Here is an 18,752-nt window from a genome sequence, read left to right on the forward strand (position 1 = left end):
CCTGTGGAGCCCGCCGCATGGGCACCATGCAGCCGGCGGGCCCGGGGGCTCGGGTCACGCATCCACGTCCCGGGTGAAGTACCCGTGTCCTGATCGGCCTGTGATCGTTCCGGTGATCAGGCGGCAGTCCGTTCCGGACCAGGCCCCCGACAAAGGAGCATCAGGCATGGCAGCTCACCGTATCCAGCGCAAAGTTCTGATCACCGCGGTGGTCTCCGCCGCGGTTCTGGCCGCCTCGGCTCAGGCCCTGACCGCACCGGCCCAGTCGCCGACCGCAGCCTCCCGGCAGCCGGCGGCCAACCCCCGGGTGCTGAACGTGGGCGCCCAGGTGCCGGCGGCCCCGCTGCCCCCGGCATGTTCGGAGGCCATCTTCAAGACCAAGGAGAAGTTCCCCACCACGTACTACACCGTCCCCGACGAGCCCTGGAACGCCCTGCTGAACGAGGTGATCAATCTGACCGAAGCCGATCAGGCGGAACTCACCCAGAGTGCCTGCGCGGCGTGGAACAGTTGGGCGGCAGCCAACGGCCCCGTCGTGGCGAAGGATCTCGACACCCGCTGGCAGAACGCGGCCGCACCGGCGTGCAACAAGTTCGCCGTCGCCACGATGGGATCGGTCAAGAAGTACGCGGTGGACCTCCCCGCCGAGACCCGCAAGCTGGAAGCCGTGGCCAAGAAGGTCTGGCAAGGCGCCATGACGAAACTCTCCACCGAGGCCCCGGACGCGGCGTGCCGCACCGCATACACCAAGGTCAAGGCCGGCTGGTAGTCGCGGGACGGAACACACAACGGGTTCGCGCGCCCGGGGGTCCGATCCGGATCGGCCCCCGGGTCGGCCCCCGCATCGGAGGGGGTATCGGGCGCGGACATTCCTTGCCGGTCGGGCACCTTCGCCGGCCGGGCGGCGGTCCACGCCACCGCGCCGGGACGATGGCCGCCACCTGCGGTAAGGGTAAAGCGTGGCGGGCGGGGAGCCGGTCGAAGAAGTCGGCGAGACGGTGGCGGCGGTTGCCGGGGTCTTTGTGAGTTCGGCGCCGCCGAAGCGGTGGACCTCGTATCCCCCCAGTTGCTGTTCCCGGTCCTCGGCCGCCACGGCTGCACACTCGACAGGATCGGCACATGAACCTTCTCCTGCTCCTGCCCAACCGGGCCCGGGTCGTGATCGAACTTGACGGCATCCAGCACTGCGCCGACCCGGCGTTGACAGCCTGACGGCCGCTACGTGCCGCCGGGGATGCGCCGTTCGATGCAGCGCATCACCCTCGAAGGCGACGTCCCCTGCGGGCCCAGCGGCTGCGTCTCGCACCAGCTGCCCTCCGGGTAGCCGCCCCGCAGCGCCCACGGATGCCTTGATGCGGGTCCTCTGCCGTCGAGGCCTTCTCCGGGTGCGGGTGGGGGGCCGAGGCCGATGAGCATGTACCCGTGCGGCGGCCGGCCGCCGAGGTAGCAACCCTCGCTCTGCGCCTGAGCGGCCATCGCGGCTTGGACCGGGACGCGGATGCGGTTGCGTTCGCCTTTGGTCATGCCGCCGAACAGGGTCATCGGGTTGTGGGCCTCGTTGGGCGGATCGATCGGCCCGCCGACCTCCGGCACCCACAGCGGAACCCAGTAGTGCGTGAACAACGGCAACGTGTACCCGAACTGGTCGCCGTGGAACACGCGTTGCGGCTCGCCGGTCACGACCGCGCCGAAGCCCCGGTCGGGGTTGGCGAGTTCGCGAAGGAGTTCCCCGGCGCGGGGACAGCGGTGCCGGGCAGCGCCCGGGTGCGGGACGCGTCGAAGTACTCGGCGACAATCGTCCCGGCCGGGGTGATGCGGGCTTGGGCGCGGGTGAGTTGCCGGTTGCGTGACGCTTCGGGGTCCTGGTGGTCTTCGGTGGAGACCCGCCCGGCGAACGCGAAGCGCAGGAGGGTGTGTTCGCTTACAAGACACCGGAGAACCACCGTCCGTCCCCGCCCGGTATCCCCGCCTGCAGCGAACCCGTTGCTCTCCCGCGCCCGAAGCCGGTGGTGAGTTCGGCGGTCGCGAGGCGAGGCGGCGCGATGTGGTCGACGCGTCTGCCACAGTCGACCGCCGGTTCTCGCCCCGCGACGCCGGTTCAGATCATCCTCCGTCCCGGTTCTCCTCGAGTCGCAGAGCGATACCGATCGCAAAGAAGGTGGGCGCCCACTCGCCCACGAACAGGCCCCACCGGTCGGCGCGATCGACACCATGGTGCTCGACCTTCATCGACCCCAGCCAGGAAAGCACCGACAACCCGATCGAGGCGAAACCCGCCATGTAGGCGTGCTCGGAACGCAGACCCTTGTCGTGCAGCGACTTCATCATCGACAATCCTCCTCTTCGACGGAACGGTTGGCGCGCAGCCTCACGCCGGTACCCGCCCACACCACCGGCCACACGATCCGTGCGCCGCCGCGATCGCCCTTCGCCGTCTCCGACGCCTCGCCCCCACGCTCCCGGCGTACCTCCTTCGATGCCTCGACTCCTCCGTCCCGGCGGCGGGCCTGGGTGGGGCGCTTCGGGGAATCGGGGACATCGTCGTCCGATTCGCCGGTACGAGAGGTCGGATGCCATGGCCGAGAACACGCGAGTCCACACAACGCTCCCGGGTCGATCCCGGCGTCCGCAACGTGCTCACCGCACGGCGATCCGCCGTCGGCCCAACGGTGTTGTGCGCGCTGCGAGCTTCTCCTACCGGCCCCCGGACGAACTGGCGAGAGCGGCCGCGCGCCACCGGGCCGAGCGCACGGTCGTCGACGCCGTCCGGAGCGCGGCGACCACGTCAACATAACGCTCGGGAGCAGATCGACCGACCACACCGTGGTATCCAGGCCTGATACACCGCAGCCTCGACCGTGTCGAGGAATCGGGACCTTGATCAGCCGCTTCGACGAATCGAGGGAATCGGCCGCCCGGCGGGCCCGTGCCGGTGACGTGGACGCTCCCGAGCGCCGCTCGCACGGAACCGGCCACGTCTCGTCCCCACGGGAACGATGGAAGCGGTTTTCACAACCTGTCCTTGCTCGCGCGCCACATGACCGTCACACCTTCTGTCCGAGGCGGCCGATGCGGCCCTGGCGAGGTGCAAATCAGTGGGATTCGTGCAAACGGTCCGTGTGAGGCGGGTCGGCCCGGGCACAGGGCGAGTGGTTTCGTTCTTCCAGCTGCGGAGGTTTGTGATGTACAGCAAGGCGAGAGTCATGGGGCATCCGTTGCATCCGATGCTCGTGGCGTTTCCGATCGCCGGATACACGGGCGCGTTGGTGGGTTACGCGGTCTATGCGGCCAAGGGATCCCAGTTCTGGTTGGATTTCGCGATCGTGCTCAACATCGCGGGTGTGGCCGGCGCGGTGCTCGCGGCGATTCCCGGGCTGGTCGATCTGGCGATGGGTATTCCCAAGGGTTCCGCGGCCAAGCGGGTGGGGATGCGGCACGGCGCGTTGAACGTGGTGTCGCTGGCCCTGTTTGCGATCACGTTGGCCGTGTATGCCTCGCATTGGCACGGGCCGGCCCGCAGCGCGACGTTGGGCGTGATCATGTCGGCGATCGGTATGGCGTTCACGCTGGCCGCCGGCAGCCTGGGTTGGTCCCTCGTCCAGGACCATGGTGTCGGCGTCCGCGCCACCGCACCCGATGCGACGCGCGCCCAGCACCAAGTGCAGTGGCAGGCGGACAGCGGCGCCACCCGCCGCCAACACGGTCGTCACCACTGACGATCCGGCCGCCACGCGCCGCCCGTACGGCGCCCGACTCCGCGATGCGCTCGGAAGCGGGTCCACGCGTTTCAACTCGGGCAGCGCCCTCATGAAGCCCCTCCAGGAGGAGAGCGTGCACACGAAGTCGACTCGCGGCCGACCCCGACTACACACCGCTCGGTGACGAACCACGTCGACGGTGAGCGCCCGAGTCCGTCGAGGACCGTGAACGCCGCCGGGCGCCCCACTCGACCGGACAGGGCACTCCCACCGCCGGCCGGTACGGGTCGAGGTCGACCTCACCCTCCTCCCGGCCGGCACGAAGGCCTCGCGCGACCCCCGGCGGCCGGGTGTCCCCGTCGGACCGGGGCGCGCCCGGCCGCCCGCCGTTCGCGTAGTCGTCGGCCGAAGGGGGCGTGGTCGCCGGTGACGTCGGCCTCGTGCTCGCGGGCGGTGTCGACGGCGAAGGAACAGGCACAGTCGCCGATCCACAGCAGGTGCGGGCACGGGCCAGGGCCTCGGGGTCGAAATCGGGATCGGTGCCGCGGATCGCAAGGCTCCAGGCGCCGTCGGGTCGGCGGGCCAGGCGGGCGCGGACCTCGAAGCGCCCGGTTTCGGTCATCACCCAGGCGGAGCCCTCGTACTCGGTGCGCGTCATGAATCCCACCACCTTCGGCCCGATCGCTCGGCCGTCGCAGCCGGGCGTCCTGCCCTCGTGTGCGGTCGCGCGAAGGTCGGCGGCCGGTCCCAATGCTCCCGTCCCGACCCCGGCCGCCGACGTCCCGGCCGGCGACCCCGACGTCGGGCCGGCGCCTGCGCCACCATCGCGGCACCGTCGTCGTGGTCACGCACGATCGGATGTTCCTCGACCGGATCACCCCCACCATCCTGGAGGTCGACCCCGCCCTGAGCACGGTCCGACGCCACGGCGGCGGATACGCCGGCTTCCTGGCAGCCAAAGCGGCGGCACGGACCCGCTGGACCCTCGAACACGCCGAATGGCGGGCGGAGGTCGCCAGGAACGCGACCCTCGTGACGGCCAACTCCGCGCGCTTGGCGGCCATCCCGCGCAAGGCGCCCGCAGCCTTCAGTGGTGCCGGCGCGTTCCGGGCGAGGTCTCGCGCACACGGTGCCATGAGCAGAATCCGCAACGCACGCGAACGACTCGAACGGCTGAGCGCCGATCCGGTCCCGCCACCACCGATCCCCCTACGGTTCAGCGCTCGAATATCCGCCGGCGGGGTCGGGGCGGTCGGGGTCCAACCCGTGATTCCGGTCGCGGAGTTGAGCGACGTTCGGGTGGGTGGTCGGCTGCACATCGAATCGTTGCGGGTCGAGCCCGGTCGTCCGCTGCTGGTCACGGGACCCGACGGAGCGGGCAAGAGCACGCTTCTGCGGGTCCTGGCCGGCGAACTCGCGCCCACCACCGGCACGGTCCGGCTGCCAGCGCGGATCGGTCACCTGCGGCAGAACGACGCGTACTCGGCCGGGCGCGACGGCCGCACTCTGCAGGCAGCCTTCGCCGCCGGACGCGGCCGGCCCGCAGGAGGGGGCTCGACGCGCGAGCGGCACGCCGAGGAACTGCTCGCGCTGGGGCTGTTCCACGCCGCGGACCTCGACAAGGAGGTGCGGACCCTGTCCGTCGGCCAACGACGCCGGCTCGAACCCGCCCGGCTCATCAGCGAGGAGGTCGATCTGCTTCTCCTGGATGAGCCGACCAACCACCTCGCCCCCGACCTGGTAAAAGAACTCGAACAGGCACTGACCTTGTCTTTTAACCCAGGTCGCGATCGTCGATGTGGCTGGCGCGCTCGGGAAACTCACTCGACCGGTGCGAGAGTATGGGGAAGTGATTCTGACCGGTGAGCATGTGACGGCCCCGAGGATGTTGCTGCTGAACGGGGTGGACTTCGAGCCCGGGTGCTCGGTGTTCGAGCTGGAGCGGCCGCTGTTCCTGCGCGCCGGGGACCGGCTGTGGGCCGAGGACGGCAGGGTCGTGGTCGAGCGTGCGTCGGGTGAGCGGGAACGTCCTGCGGGCGGCATGGCGTGCGTGTGTCGCCGTTGGCGGCTCCTTTAGCTTGCTGCTGAATCCCGGGTCCAGCCGATAGCAGCCCGGCACCCGTGTGTCCGGGCTTTCGGTGGTCGCACGTGATGTTGGCGGCCTTCGCCGGATCCTGTGCTTCGACCAGGAGGCACAGTGGGATCGGGGCGAAGACCGTGGTGACGAGTCTGTCGTGTGGGTCGGGTCGGGTCGAGGTGTTCGCGGAACTGTCCCGCTTCCGGGTCGAGTTCCATGCCTGTCTGACCCGCCGCAGTGATGCGTTGTTCGAGTTGGCGGATGCCGTGCTGTGTGCGGACGGCCCGGTGAGGACGCTGGTCGGGCTCTCGCTCGCGCCGGAGCACCGCCGTGGTCACGGAGCGCTCTACGATGCGGTCAATCGCGGCCGGATCGACACCGACCGGCTGAGGGACGCCCTGGCGGGGCTGCCTCTGCCCAGGGCCGCGGACGGGCGGATCGTGCTCGCGGTCGACGTCTCACCGTGGCTGCGGCCGGACGCGGACACCAGTCCGGACCGGACGTTCTGCCACACCTTCGGCCGGGGCGAGGGCAAGCACCAGATGGTGCCCGGCCGGCCGTACTCGATCGTTGCGGCACTGGAGGCCGGCCGCAGTTCGTGGACCGTGGTCCTGGACGCGGTCCGGCCGGGGCCGGGCGAGGACGTCGCGGCCACCACCGCCGTTCAGGTCCGCGCGGTGGTCGAACGCCTGGTCGCCGCCGGGCAGTACGCACCTCCGGACCCGGACGTGCTCGTCGTGCTCGACGCCAGCTACGACGCCCCCCGCATCGCCTTCCTCCTTGCGGACCTGCCGGTCGAGATCCTCGGCCGGATGCGCTCGGACCGCGTCATGCGCCGGCCGACACCACCGAGGGCCTACGACCCGCAGGGTGGCCGACCGCCCAAGCACGGCGGCGAGTTCGTCTTCGGGCAACCCGACACCTGGGGCGAACCCCAGGCCGCGACTACCACGACGACCACCCGCTACGGCACCGCGACGGCGACCGCGTGGGACCGCCTCCACCCACGGCTGACCCGACGCAGCGCATGGGAAGGGTTCGACGGCGACCTGCCGATGATCTCCGGAACGATCATCCGGCTCCGAGTCGACCACCTGCCCACCGGCGGAGACCCCAAGCCGGTCTGGCTGTGGTGGTCCAAGACCGACGCCACCGAAGCCGACGTCGATCGCTGTTGGCAGTCGTTCCTGCGAAGGTTCGACATCGAGCACACGTTCCGCCTGTTCAAGCAGACCCTCGGCTGGACCGCACCCAGGATCCGCGACCCCGAATCCGCCGACCGCTGGACCTGGATCGTGATCGCCGCCTACGCGCAGCTGTTCCTCGCCCGGCCGCTCGCCGACGACCTGCGACGCCCCTGGGAGAAACCCGCCGAACCGAACCGGCTGACCCCGGCCCGAGTCCACAGAGGGTTCAGGAACCTCCGCTCGAAGACCGCACGTCCGGCCGGCGCAGCCAAACCCTCCACCCCTGGTCCCGGGCGACCGCCAGGCTCGAGGAACCACAGACCGGCACCCCGCCACGACGTCGGACGAATCGTCAAACGGCGAGTCATACACCCGACCCAGCCACCACAACAAAGGGACCAAACCCCGAAGAATGGGGTCGGGTGGCCCGGGGGAATCTCACCCCCGGGCTCCCACAGAACGGAGCGTGACAGTCTCCCGTCACTCCGCTCTTCTCATCGAGTCCACACGAACTGGCGGTCCCACGCCCAGTGTTTGAAGAGTCCCGGTACTCGCTTAACGAGATCGGTCCACCACACACGAAAGCGTTTGTAGGCCCGCAGCCGTCTGTACTTCTTCCGCGCCCATCGCATCAGGTAGGTGTTGATGCGTCGTAGGAAGGGATACAACTGCGACCGGTAGAACCGGCCGTAGTACGTCATCCAGCCCGACACGATCGGATTGATCCAACCGGCGAGCTCATCGAGTTCAAGCCCGGTGCGCCTGTGAATCCGCCATTGACGGACCTGTCGACCCATGGCCTTGAGAGCCTCCGGACTCACCGCGGGCAGGAACGACGTGAAACCCTTGCCGTCCGGATACCGGGCTTTCCGAGGGGCGAACGTGTACCCGAGGAACCTGAACGACGTGCTCTCGAAAGCTCCGCGCCGTCTGGTGTCCCTGCAATACACGAGCTTGGTCTTGTCGGGGTGCAATCGCAGCCCGACCTCCTCCATTCTCACGGCAAGCGCAGCCCACACCTGTCGGGCCTGACGCTCGGTCGCACAATGCACCACCGCATCATCCGCATAACGTTCGAAGTCCACGGTCGGGAACTCCCGTTCCAGGAACAGATCGAACGCGTAGTGCATGAAGAGGTTGGCGAGCACGGGCGAGACCGCAGACCCTTGCGGGGTACCCCGGTCACGCTTTTGAAGGGTTCCGTCGGGTAGTTGAAGCGGCGCGACCAGCCACCGCTTCACATAGAGCACCACCCAGCGTTGATCGGTGTTCGCCTCCACGGCCTTGACCATGAGGGCGTGATCCACGGAGTCGAAGAACTTCTGGACGTCGAGGTCCAGGACCCAGTCCTTCTTCCAGCACCGCTGTCGACATCGCTCGATCGCCTGCAACGCCGACCGCTCGGGCCGATACCCGTAGGAGTCCTCGTGGAAGATCGACTCCGTGCGGGCCTCCAGCGCCATGGCGACCACCGTCTGAGCGATGCGGTCCGCCACAGTGGGCACCCCGAGGACTCTCGTGCCTCCGGGTTTGGGAATCTCGACCGCCTTCACCGGAGGCGGAAAGTACGTCCCCGAGGACATTCGATTCCAGATCTTGTACAGGTTGTCCCGCAGATCCTTCTCGAATTCCTCGATCGTGCACCCGTCCACCCCGGCCGCACCCTTGTTGGCCTTGACTCTCCCGTATGCCTCCCACACCAGTTGCTTCGAAATCACGAACGACTTGTCCGCCGGACCTGACATGCCCACCCGCTTCCTCCCGGAGAACTTCCGGTTGTTCGCGCGAACAGATCATCAATGAGCCGGCCCCTTCGCTCCACCCCGATTACCGGAGCTTCGTCGCTACTACGAGCCGGTCCGTCGGCGCGTGCCGCGTCGGTACTCAGCACCTCACGGTTTCCGCCGCTCGGCACGCTCCCTCTCGCCGACCGACGTCCTCCGACGTCCGACCGGCAGTATCGACACTCGCCTTCCCACGTTCCATGCAGAAGCCGCAGACCGGACTCGCGCCGCCTCCATGCCGGACACCACCTGGCCAATAGACGGGCACCCGCCAGGCTCATCCCGGCGCCATTTAAACGCCCCGGTTTTGATGTCGTCTGCTTGTTTCGACACGTCGTCAGCGGTTCGCTCGCGCTCGCCTTTCCGGTCCCCACCTGACGCCTCACGGACGCCTTTTCCCCCGACGCTCACCACGACGGTCTTCAGCCAACGCAGCTCGGGGCGGTTTGACGCCTCCCCCCGAAGGGCGACGCCGAAGGGCCACAAAACCTTCATCATCTGCACAGCACCGCATCAAGTGGGTCTACCTACATCAACCTCACTCTCAGCGCTCGTGGCGCACTTAAACGACAAGCTGACCCACTACGAAGGAGCCCTCGTTGTCGTCACCCACGACCGCCGCCTGCAAGCCGCCTTCACCACCGCGCGGTTGACCATCGCAAACGGCAGGCCCATCGAGCCGGGCATCGAGCCGGACGCCGAAACGGGCCTCCGGCCGGACACAGCGCGAACGGCGTGAATCGTAGGGGCCCGACCGGGGTACCGAACGATCCGACGAACACGAAAGTGGAGCCGTACGTGCGTGCGTTCGGGTTTCGGGTAGGCGCGGGCGATGGATCCCATGGATTTGTCGTATGCGGTCATCGGCATCGGAGCACTCCTGGCCGGGGTGATGCCCCGGCTCGTGGCGCGGCGCCCGCTGTCCGTGCCGATCGCGTTTCTCCTGCTCGGGATGCTCGTGTTCGCGGTGCCTTCGCCGCTGCCGGATCCGGATCCCTTGGCGGATCCGGCCCTGAGCGCGCGCATCACCGAACTCGGCGTGATGGTGGCTCTGATGGGTGCGGGCCTCAAGCTCGATCGACCGTTCGGCCGGGATCGTTGGTCGTCGACGGGGCGTCTGCTGCTGATCGCCATGCCGTTGGGGATCCTGTCCATCGCGCTGCTGGGCTGGTGGGCGTTGGGCCTCGCCCCGGCCGGGGCCCTGCTGATCGGCGCCGCGCTCGCGCCAACCGACCCCGTGCTGGCCTCGGACGTCCAGGTGGGCGAGCCCAGTGAGGAGGAGGACTCGGAGGACGAGGTGCGTTTCACGCTCACTTCCGAGGCAGGGCTCAACGACGGTCTCGCCTTCCCGTTCGTGTATGCGGCTGTCGCCATGGCGACGATGGGGGCGGCCCCGGGCGCCTGGACAGGCCACTGGCTGGCCGTCGACGTGGCGTACAAGCTCACGGCCGGGCTCGTCTTCGGCCTGGGTACGGGTTGGCTCATCGGCCGCCTGAGCTTTCGTCCGCGCGCCCGGTCACTGCGGCTGGCCGAGCACGCGGAGGGCTTCGTGGCGCTTGCCGCGACGTTCCTGTCCTACGGCGTCACCGAGGTCGCGGGCGGCTACGGCTTCGTCGCGGTGTTCGTGTGCGCGTGCACGATCCGGGCCTCCGAGCGGGCGAGCGGCTACCACACCGTCCTGCACGATTTCATCGAGCAGATCGAACGCCTGCTCACCGTCGGCATCCTGCTGCTGTTCGGCGGCGCGATCGTCGGCGGCCTGCTCGGGCCGCTGACGTGGCAGGCGGTGGCCCTCGCGACAGCCGTGGTGTTCGTCGTCCGCCCGGCGACCTGCCTGGTCGCCCTCGTGGGATCCTCGCTGGCTCGACCCGAGCGGGGCGTGATCGCGTTCTTCGGCATCCGGGGCATCGGCTCGTTCTACTACGTGTCGTACGCGCTTGCCGAAGCGGAGTTCGCCCGGGCCGACCTGATCTGGGCCACGACCGGCCTGGTCGTGGTCATCTCCGTCGTCACCCACGGGATCACCGCCTCTCCGGTCATGACCTGGTTCGACAACCGGACGCCGACCGATACGGACGTCCCGTTCGCGCCCACCCCGGCCGGTTCCGCCCCCACCGCTCCACGTGCCCGCTCCCATGAAGCCGGCGAACCCGCCGAGTAGGCGGACCCGGCAGCGGTGGAACGCTACGCGGCCTGGCGCCCCTGGGTCGTCGCGAACGGCCGCGAACGCGACGGAACCGGGCCGCGACGGAGGTCGGCCGTGCGTGATGCGTTCCCGGCGGTGCGACGGGTCGATCCAGGGTGTCCGGGGACGATCCCCCACAACGCGGCGACCATGGCCTTGAATTCGTCGGGTGGGCCGTCCCACATCGGGGTGGTCCAGGAGACCGGTATGACCACGACCTTGTTCATCCATCGGCCGGAGCGCCTGGTGTCGAGCCCGGTTCGGTGGCGGTAGCGCCCGGTGACGACCACGCCGACCCGGTGGCTGCCGTGCTTGACCCGCCAGGAGACCAACGTCTCGACGTCCGCCCAGGCCACGACCCTGGGACCGTGCCCCGACTCTTGGGCGAGGTGACGCCGTCCGCGTCCATGCGCAGGGGCCGCCGGCGGACACCTACGCCCACACGCGCGACGCGCCCGAGGCCGGACTGTGGATCGCGACGCCGACGCCCAGCTGTCCCTGCGCCGGGGCGGGCGCATCGTTCTCCCCGAGTTCCCCGTCACCATCGTCGACGGCCTCGGATACACCAGCCTCCGCCGTTGGCCCGGGCTGTGAACTTCCGACTCCTCGACGACATCGTGACGGTGACCGACCAGGACATCACCACCGCCATGAGAGGGGGTCCGGTAAGGGTTTAGGCTTCCGCGTCCGGGTTTGGGTAGATGGTTTGCCGGAATCGGACCTTGGGGCCGACCAGTCGGCGGGCGAGTGTGTTGGTCATCGCCCAGTGGATCATCGCGCGGGACCGTTCGGGGCGGGTCTCGTAGTCGCGATGCAGGCGACGGTAGCGGGCCAGGATGCCGAACGTCTGCTCGACCACCCATCGTTTCGGCAGGACCGCGAAACCCTTGGTGGCGGGGTCGCGGTTCACGAGCTCCAGGTCGATGCCGAGGGTGTGCGCGTGCCCGACGGCGCCGTTCTTGTAGCCGCCGTCCGCCCACGCCTTGGTGATGTCGGGGAAGCGGGCGCGCAGTTCGTCGAGCACTCCCTTGCCGCCGACGGAGTCCTGGACGGAGGCCGCGTTGACGAGCACGACCAGGAGCAGGCCGAGCGTGTCGGTGGCGATGTGACACTTGCGGCCCTTGGTCTTCTTCGCGAAGTCGTAACCCTGGGTGGCCTCCGGCGTGTTGGACGACGCCTTGACCGTCTGCGCGTCGATGACGGCCGCGGTGGGCAGCACTCGGCGGCCCTTCCGGCGCCGGACCTCGTCACGGAGCGTGTTGTGGACCTCCTCGGCGGTTCCGTTCCTCTCCCATGCGGTGAAGTAGTCGTAGACCGTCGTATGCGGTGGGAAGTCGTGCGGCAGGTACCGCCAACCAATCGACGTGCGGGCCACGTACAGGATCGCGTTCACCACCTCGCGCAGGTCCGTCGTCGGCGGACGCCCACCGGCCCGATCCTTGCGCCAGGCGAGACAGCGGCTCGATCGGGGCCCATTGGGCGTCCGTCAGATCCGAGGGATAGCGCCTTCGCCGCATCACAACACGATCAATACAGCCCCCGACCTGCCTCACGCAGGAGATCATCGGAACTGCCTCACGCCGAGATCACCCAAGGCGGCCAAAGAGGGAGAAACCCTTACCGGACCCCCTCTAAGTGGGGATTTAGGTATGGAACGCGGTAGTAAGTCGCTTTGCCGCCAGGGCCTTCGATAGGATTTGCGCCTTACGTGTCTCTCCGCGGCCGTGAGGCCCCAGCCTCGAGTGCCTGTTTGCTCCGCTTCTCGGGCCTGGATTCCGTCTGGTTTGTTGATGTCGCAGAAACGCCCTGGCGGCCAAGTACTGCTCTCGGAACCGCCGTTCGTGTAAGAGCTCTGCCGTGAGCCGGCGGAAGCCGTACCCCAGCGACCCGTCCGACGCCCGATGGGCCCTGATCGAGCCGACCCTGACGGCCTGGAGAAAAGCCCGACTGGACCGCAGACCCACCGGGCAACCGGCCAAGGTCGAACTCCGCGACGTATTCAACGCAATCCTCTACGTCAATCGCACCGGAATCCCCTGGAAATACCTCCCGCACGACTTCCCGAGCCATGGCACCGTCTACTCCTACTACGCGGCCTGGCGCGACGAGGGAATCCTCGCCCGGCTCAACCACGACCTGACCGGCCCGGCCCGCGTAAAAGAGGGACGCAACCCCGAACCGACCGCCTCCGTGATCGACACCCAGAGCGTGAAGACCTCCACCAACGTGCCCCGACCAGCCAGGGGACGGATGCCGCGAAGAAAATCGTCGGCCGGAAGCGAGGCATCCTCACCGACACGATCGGCCTCGTCCTCGCCGTGACCGTCTCCGCCGCGAGCCTCTCCGAAAACGCCCTCGGGATACGCCTCCTCGACCAGGCCGAGAAGACGTACCCGACCATCGCCAAGAGCTGGGTCGACACCGGATTCAAGAACGCCCTCATCGAACACGGCGCCGGCCTCGGAATCGACGTCGAAGTCGTCAAAAGAAGCCCCGGAGTTCGCGGCTTCCACGTCGTGAAAGGCGCTGGGTGGTCGAACGAAGCCTGGGATGGATCATGCTCCGCCGACGTCTGATCCGCGACTACGAGACCCTGCCCGCCAGTTCCGAAGCCATGATCCACATCGCCTCCATCGACAACCTCACCAAGCGCATAACGGGCGAGACCACACCCACCTGGCGAGGAACCTACTAGGACATAAAGGTTATTTCATCTAGATCAAATGCCCTCTCAGCTGGTGCAGGGCCCGGCTGAGGTCGGAGAGGGCGTGGGTTCCGTCGAGGACGAGGTCGGCGTGGGCACGGGCGGGTTCGACGTGGCGCCTGTGGGCGTCGCGGCCGCGTTCGAGGTAACCGCGCGGGTGGGTGGCGGGGTCTTCGCCCTCGGTGATCTTGCGGAGGGTCCTGCGGGCGATGCGCAGGTCGGCCGGGGCAGCGAGGTAGGCGGTGTGGTCGGCCAGTTCGCGGACCTGCGCGAGGGTGAGGGCGAAGGTGCCCTCGACGAAGATCAGGGCCGCGTGGGTGTGTCGGGCGAGGTCCGCCCGGACACGGCCGGGATCGATGGCGTCCGGGCCGCCGAAGTCCACCACGGGCGCGCCGCCGCCGAAGGCGGGCACAGTGTCGTCGTCCGTCGCGGCTGCGGCCCGGGGGCGCCAGCCCGCGAGGCGGTCAGGGGTCCGGGGCCGCCGAGCAGCGGGGAGGTGGTCTTCCCGGAGGAGTCGCCGGTGGCAGCTTCGGGGGCGGTGGGGGTTACACGACCGGGGTCGCCCGACGCACAGGCATCGGGTCCGTAGGGTCGCAGTGCGGTCACGCTCGTGTGAAGAGCACCACGTCCACGAAGTAGACCCTCCAGAATCGGGAGTAGTCGCGCCAGAGCCAGGGAACGCGGTCGTCCTCCCAGGCGACCTTCATGCCTCGTCGAGCGGCTGCTTTGCGGAGGGCCGATGAGGAGTTCTCGCCCCCGGTCCCACCGAGCCGGCGGTCTTTTGCCACGCCGGACCATCCATAGGGCGAGGTGATCAGCATGTGTCCGCTCTCGAGTGTTTGGTCGGCCAGTGTGTCCAGGAGCTGTTCCGGGTTCGGCACCAGGTCCAAGAGGTTGACGGCACAGGTCAGTTCGACCGGGTCACGCGTCGTACGGGTCAGCCCGGATCCGACGATGAAGTCGACGTACCTTGCGTTGCCACCGACGACCAGAGGGCGCTCGGTGTAGAGGTCCCCTTCGTGGTACGAGCGATAGTGATCCAGTCGACTCGGTGCGCCCAGGACCGCACGACGTGCCGCCGGCACGGACAGGAATGACGTGTCGATTCCCAGGGTCCGGCACCGGCGTTCCGACAGCAGGGCGGACAGTCCGCCCACGCTGCTTCCGACATCGAGGGCGCTGATGGGCCCCAGCCGATCGAACAGCGAGGTGGCAGTCGCCCACAGGTCGCGCTGCGCGCTCGCGGCCAGCATGTGAGCGATGAGTTCGTCGGTCGTTTCGGCGGCCGCGCCTCGATCGAAGTGTGCTCCGAGAAACGCGCTGACGTACCGCTCTTCCAGTTTCATGCTGCGGCGCGTGTGTCGGGGGTCCGCGGGCCCCGGGACTCGGGAGTTCAGCCACCGCGCCATTTCGGGAGAGGGGGTGTGCTCGGGGAGGTGCATCATCACGGCGAGGCGATCCCTCAGGTACCCGGTCAGATCCGCGATCAGTATCAGGACGCCCGAGACGATCGGATAGGCGTTGCCGCAGGATTCGCAGTTCACGGTGCCTTCGACGATGTCCTTCTCATGGCCGGTGAGGGTCGCATGCGCCCAGGCGTCGACGGCGAGCGAGGATGTTCCGCAGTCCTCCTCCGGGCACCGTACGAGGGTCAGGGAGGATTCCTTCATGGGCGTGTTGCTCCCGTCTCCTGGGTCTCGGTCTCGAAAGCGTCCGGGAATTCCCTGAGGTAGATGTCGCCGAGTTCCTCGTCCGGGATGTCGAGGAAGTGGGCGAGCACCTTGTCGTGTGCCGCGACTACCGAGCAGAGGCAGATTGCGGCGCCGAGCGCGACCAGCGCCCACAGTTCGCCGGAGGTGCGGGAGATCAGTCCGGCGCAGATGGATCCGAGTGGCATGACGATCCCCGACAGGAAGGACGCCGCCGCGACCATGCGATTGCGATACGGCGACGGGGTCGCGAGCAGCCGTACGGTGCCGGTGTTGATCGTGACCATGCAGAGGCCGACGCCGGCGAGCACCATCAGCAGCGACGCGCAGGCGGTGAAGGCGACGGCGCTGCCGAGGTCAGGCGCGCCGGTAACCACGCCCGTGCCCACGAAACCGCCGCCGAGGAGCGCGAATCCCACCGTGACGCTGCGCCGCCGGCCGAGCAATCTGTCGCTGATGCGGGTCAGGGCCGCGCCGCCCAAGACAAGCCCTGTCGCGAAGGAGGATTCGACAACGCTGAGGACCCACGTTCGGCCGGGGTAGCGCTGTGCCACGAGAACCGGCACGATCACGGCGAAGACGGGAAACAGTGCGAAGTTGACCACCATCGTCAGCATTGCCAGTCGCCACTCCGGAGGAACCCGGCGGATGGCCCGGAAGCCGGCCTTGGTGCCTGACGCCCACGCGGCGAATCCGCCGCGCCGTGGCGGTGTCGGGCGGTTCTCGGGCGGTGGCACGCGGAGGAGGACGACGAGCGTAGTGGAGACAACGACAACGCAGAAGGCGGTGCCGAGCACCGCCGAATACCCCAGCGGGCCGATCAGGATACCGGCGACGACCGGTCCGGCGAAGGACGAGACGGACATCACGACGCTGCGAATCCGGACCGCTCCGGCGACCGACGGGGTATCCAGAAGACTCCGGATCATGGACATGAGCAGTGGCTCGCGAACCCCGAGGCCGACGCCGAGGAGCAGGATTCCACTCACGATGAGCCACAGGTGATAGGCGCCGACGAAGGTGAGCCAGGTGAGCAGTCCGCTCACGACGGCAGATCCCAGGAAGCAGCAGCCGACGACTCTTTGCGGGTCGAATCTGTCGCCCAGCCACGCCAGTGCCCCGCGTGACAACACGTCCGCTCCGACACCCAGAGCGATCAGCACGCCCAGCAGCGCGTCGTTGCCGGTCTCCGCCAGGACCCACCACGCAAGCGCGATCTCGATGCATCGTGTTGCCAGCGTGCCGAAGAAGGCGGCGATCTGCAGGAGGGCGAAGTTGTGGACACCCTTCCTCGGCGCTTTCGTCGAAGTGCGCTCGGCGGGCAAGCCCGTCACCCGGCTACGGGCGTGTCGTGCGCCGCGTCCGCGAGCAGGTTCAGTCGCCGGGTCAACGCGTTGTCGGCGAGATCACCGACAACGCTGCCGTAGGGGCGGGTCCTCATGGTCGCCAGGCACTTCTCGAGATACCGGGTGAGGTGACCGAGCCGGTCTTCCAGGCCGTTCTCGCCACGGTCGCGTCGTCGGTGCAGAGCCCAGGCGGCGGAGGCTGCGAAGTGCGCGGCGAACATGACACCCCGGTACGTCTTCCCTGTTGTTCCCGACGGCAGGATGTAGTCGTTGGGTGCCTCGGGCACCTGAAGATCGAAGACCTCGGCGATGAAGTTCAGCCAGATGTGGGCGTGTTCGTGGATCAGTGTCTCCCGGAGCGTCTCACCGTCCTTGAAGGCTCCTGGGCCGAGGTAGATCGTCTGGGGTACCAGTACCGAGGTGCTGCTCGTACTCGTCGCCATCCGGCGATACCGCTTTGGTATCGCGAACAGAGATCGCCACTGGGGCATCGACTCCACGACGAGTCGCGAGGCGCGCCCAACTTCGGTGGCCTCGGCCGCAGGAAGTTCTCTCCATTCCACGTGCTCGACGTGGGACCTGGCGTGGCGATCGAAGATCAGCTGTGCGTTCCCGGGGTCGAGGTAGTCCTTGAGCGACGAAAAGGCGTCAGCCTCGGCACTGCGTCTGACCACGGCGGCGGCGGTCAGCAGCGCGTGTGGCCGGAAGGTGGCATCGTCGACGAACGGTACGCCGCCGATCTCGGCGAGGAACTGGTGTGGGTTCACGTATGCGCCATTCTCTGCGGGAGGGTCCATGGACGTTCGGCAAGGAAGGCTTCGAGATCGTGGGTCTTCAGTCTGAAGCGATCGAACCCTTTGATGTCGTTGCGGGCGGCACGGTAGCCGGTTTCGTCCAGTCGTCGGGCGAGCGCGGGCAGGGTGCGCTCGCCATACCAGCGGTTCTTGAATTCGACGAGAATCTGCTCGACCCGCGCGGGTGGGAGTGATTCCTGCATCCTCAGGTGGGTCAGATATTCCCGAATGTGGACCAACGGCTCCGACAGGGCGAGGAAGGGGGGATCGAGCCCGTGGACGAGAGCAACCTCGTCGTCGGAGAATTCCGGGTCGTCGACGAAATTCCGAAACACCCTGCCGTAGCCGCGAAGGCCGAGTGCCGACATTTCGGCGGCTCGAATCGCTCCCATCGAACACAGCCCCCACACCTCCCATCCGGCGTCGAGAGCGTCCCGGAGCTCTCGGTGGCCGACGGACGGATAGCTGTGGAACGTGCCGTCTGCCAAAAGGATGACACCGGGTGGAGCGTCGTCTTCGAGGAGGGAGTCGGGGGGCCGTGCTGCTCGCGCTGTGCGCCCGACTCCTGTGCGCGTGGACGGAAAACGAGACCTGTGGAATTCTGCTGCTCTCGCACAACAGGTTCACCGAGGAATCCCGCAAGGTATCGGGAACGATGGTGCAGAGTGCTCCGCTCTCAATCCGGGTTGTGGGACGGACGTTCCCGCAGATGCTGAAGGCGGCTCATCAGGCGAGTGTGATGTCGGCACTGAACTCCCAGTACGATCCGGAGGACGTGGCCACGGTGCTGCGAGAATTCGCCGACCGGAATGGCTTCGAGGCGGACCTGTCGTGTGCCGTCAACCTCTATTTCGCGGACAGTCCGGAGAATCCGGATGGCCCGGAGACCCGGCGGAGCACGGGGGGCATGGTGAACGGGCCCGGTGCGCCGACCTGTTCGGCGGACGAGCTACGCGCGTCGCCGGCCGAAACCCGAATCACCGCGGGCGGAACGAAGGAAGACGACGATATTCGCTTCTACGTGGTGGCCTTCGCCAGTGCGGACGACCTGTCGGTGACCCTGCGGGCCGACACCGCGGCCTGTTCCCCCGGCGAGATGGTCTCCTGGCTGAGGGACCTGGAGAGTGTTGCTGTCGGGGAGGCGGCGAGCGAAGACTTCCGGCCCGCCGACGCGCGTGAACGGGGCTCCGCCGAGCGGTGACCGAGGACCCGACATTTTGCTACCTTGCCCGGGTCCCGAAGAAATACCCCTTCCGATCGGAGGTCGG

15 protein-coding genes and 4 pseudogenes are annotated in these 18,752 nt (G+C 68.1%); 9 read left to right on the plus strand and 10 right to left on the minus strand.

What is annotated here, in order from left to right; all coding sequences use genetic code 11:
- The first annotated feature begins 166 nt into the window (after positions 1-166).
- Complete coding sequence (locus tag ACZOOI_RS30470; protein ID WP_465282791.1) at positions 167-769, plus strand: hypothetical protein; 603 nt, start codon at positions 167-169, stop codon at positions 767-769.
- Between the two features lie 449 nt (positions 770-1,218).
- Here the strand turns inward: ACZOOI_RS30470 and ACZOOI_RS30475 are convergent, their stop codons facing one another.
- Together ACZOOI_RS30475 and ACZOOI_RS30480 are read right to left on the minus strand one after the other, a co-directional pair.
- Positions 1,219-1,680, minus strand: coding sequence for a hypothetical protein (locus ACZOOI_RS30475; RefSeq protein ID WP_465282792.1), 462 nt, complete (start codon positions 1,678-1,680; stop codon positions 1,219-1,221).
- A gap of 423 nt (positions 1,681-2,103) precedes the next feature.
- On the minus strand, positions 2,104-2,328 hold the full coding sequence (locus tag ACZOOI_RS30480; protein WP_465282793.1) for a hypothetical protein: 225 nt from the start codon (positions 2,326-2,328) through the stop codon (positions 2,104-2,106).
- Positions 2,329-3,182: 854 nt separating this feature from the next.
- Between ACZOOI_RS30480 and ACZOOI_RS30485 the strand changes: the two genes are divergently transcribed.
- The 4 genes and pseudogenes from ACZOOI_RS30485 to ACZOOI_RS30500 all read left to right on the plus strand — a co-directional run.
- Positions 3,183-3,716 carry a DUF2231 domain-containing protein gene (locus ACZOOI_RS30485; protein ID WP_465282794.1) on the plus strand — a complete coding sequence of 178 codons (534 nt, stop codon included), beginning with the start codon at positions 3,183-3,185 and terminating at the stop codon, positions 3,714-3,716.
- 1,164 nt (positions 3,717-4,880) lie between these two features.
- Positions 4,881-5,564, plus strand: a pseudogene (locus ACZOOI_RS30490) (ATP-binding cassette domain-containing protein); the annotation flags it as partial.
- Positions 5,548-5,775, plus strand: a complete 228-nt coding sequence (locus ACZOOI_RS30495) for a hypothetical protein (RefSeq protein WP_465282795.1) — start codon at positions 5,548-5,550, stop codon at positions 5,773-5,775. The pseudogene ACZOOI_RS30490 and the gene ACZOOI_RS30495, both read left to right, overlap by 17 nt.
- Before the next feature lie 143 nt (positions 5,776-5,918).
- A pseudogene (locus ACZOOI_RS30500) lies at positions 5,919-7,358 on the plus strand (NF041680 family putative transposase); the annotation flags it as partial.
- Between the two features lie 98 nt (positions 7,359-7,456).
- On the opposite strand, the gene ltrA reads toward ACZOOI_RS30500, so the two are convergent.
- Complete coding sequence (ltrA, locus tag ACZOOI_RS30505) at positions 7,457-8,707, minus strand: group II intron reverse transcriptase/maturase (RefSeq protein WP_465282796.1); 1,251 nt, start codon at positions 8,705-8,707, stop codon at positions 7,457-7,459.
- Positions 8,708-9,299: 592 nt separating this feature from the next.
- Here ltrA and ACZOOI_RS30510 point away from each other — a divergent pair.
- Positions 9,300-9,485 (plus strand): hypothetical protein, encoded by a 186-nt coding sequence (locus ACZOOI_RS30510; RefSeq protein WP_465282797.1) that lies wholly within the window; start codon positions 9,300-9,302, stop codon positions 9,483-9,485.
- A gap of 102 nt (positions 9,486-9,587) precedes the next feature.
- Positions 9,588-10,907 (plus strand): cation:proton antiporter, encoded by a 1,320-nt coding sequence (locus ACZOOI_RS30515; protein ID WP_465278632.1) that lies wholly within the window; start codon positions 9,588-9,590, stop codon positions 10,905-10,907.
- Between the two features lie 23 nt (positions 10,908-10,930).
- Here ACZOOI_RS30515 and ACZOOI_RS30520 read toward each other — a convergent pair whose 3' ends face one another.
- Together ACZOOI_RS30520 and ACZOOI_RS30525 are read right to left on the minus strand one after the other, a co-directional pair.
- Entirely contained in the window at positions 10,931-11,287 is a 357-nt protein-coding gene (locus tag ACZOOI_RS30520) for a hypothetical protein (protein WP_465282798.1), read from the minus strand.
- A 317-nt stretch (positions 11,288-11,604) separates the two neighbouring features.
- Positions 11,605-12,448 (minus strand): annotated as a pseudogene (locus ACZOOI_RS30525) (IS5 family transposase).
- Positions 12,449-12,788: 340 nt separating this feature from the next.
- On the opposite strand from ACZOOI_RS30525, the pseudogene ACZOOI_RS30530 reads away from it, so the two are divergent.
- Positions 12,789-13,626 (plus strand): annotated as a pseudogene (locus ACZOOI_RS30530) (IS5 family transposase).
- Positions 13,627-13,645: 19 nt separating this feature from the next.
- Here ACZOOI_RS30530 and ACZOOI_RS30535 read toward each other — a convergent pair.
- The 5 genes from ACZOOI_RS30535 to ACZOOI_RS30555 all read right to left on the minus strand — a co-directional run bounded on the left by ACZOOI_RS30535 (position 13,646) and on the right by ACZOOI_RS30555 (position 17,972).
- The gene (locus ACZOOI_RS30535; RefSeq protein WP_465282799.1) at positions 13,646-14,047 is read right to left on the minus strand and encodes a hypothetical protein; all 402 of its coding nucleotides are present in this window, start codon (positions 14,045-14,047) and stop codon (positions 13,646-13,648) included.
- Positions 14,048-14,237: 190 nt separating this feature from the next.
- Positions 14,238-15,305: a methyltransferase domain-containing protein gene (locus ACZOOI_RS30540; protein WP_465282800.1), complete on the minus strand. Its 1,068-nt coding sequence runs from the start codon at positions 15,303-15,305 to the stop codon at positions 14,238-14,240.
- Complete coding sequence (locus ACZOOI_RS30545; RefSeq protein ID WP_465282801.1) at positions 15,302-16,678, minus strand: MFS transporter; 1,377 nt, start codon at positions 16,676-16,678, stop codon at positions 15,302-15,304. The genes ACZOOI_RS30540 and ACZOOI_RS30545 overlap by 4 nt, the downstream gene beginning before the upstream one ends.
- Entirely contained in the window at positions 16,675-17,457 is a 783-nt protein-coding gene (locus tag ACZOOI_RS30550; RefSeq protein ID WP_465282802.1) for an aKG-HExxH-type peptide beta-hydroxylase, read from the minus strand. The genes ACZOOI_RS30545 and ACZOOI_RS30550 overlap by 4 nt, the downstream gene beginning before the upstream one ends.
- Positions 17,454-17,972, minus strand: a complete 519-nt coding sequence (locus tag ACZOOI_RS30555) for a TfuA-like protein (protein WP_465282803.1) — start codon at positions 17,970-17,972, stop codon at positions 17,454-17,456. The genes ACZOOI_RS30550 and ACZOOI_RS30555 overlap by 4 nt, the downstream gene beginning before the upstream one ends.
- Before the next feature lie 50 nt (positions 17,973-18,022).
- Between ACZOOI_RS30555 and ACZOOI_RS30560 the strand changes: the two genes are divergently transcribed.
- Positions 18,023-18,685 carry a hypothetical protein gene (locus tag ACZOOI_RS30560; RefSeq protein ID WP_465282804.1) on the plus strand — a complete coding sequence of 221 codons (663 nt, stop codon included), beginning with the start codon at positions 18,023-18,025 and terminating at the stop codon, positions 18,683-18,685.
- The last annotated feature ends 67 nt before the right edge of the window (positions 18,686-18,752 follow it).

The sequence above is a fragment of the Embleya sp. L77 genome (genome assembly GCF_055557415.1).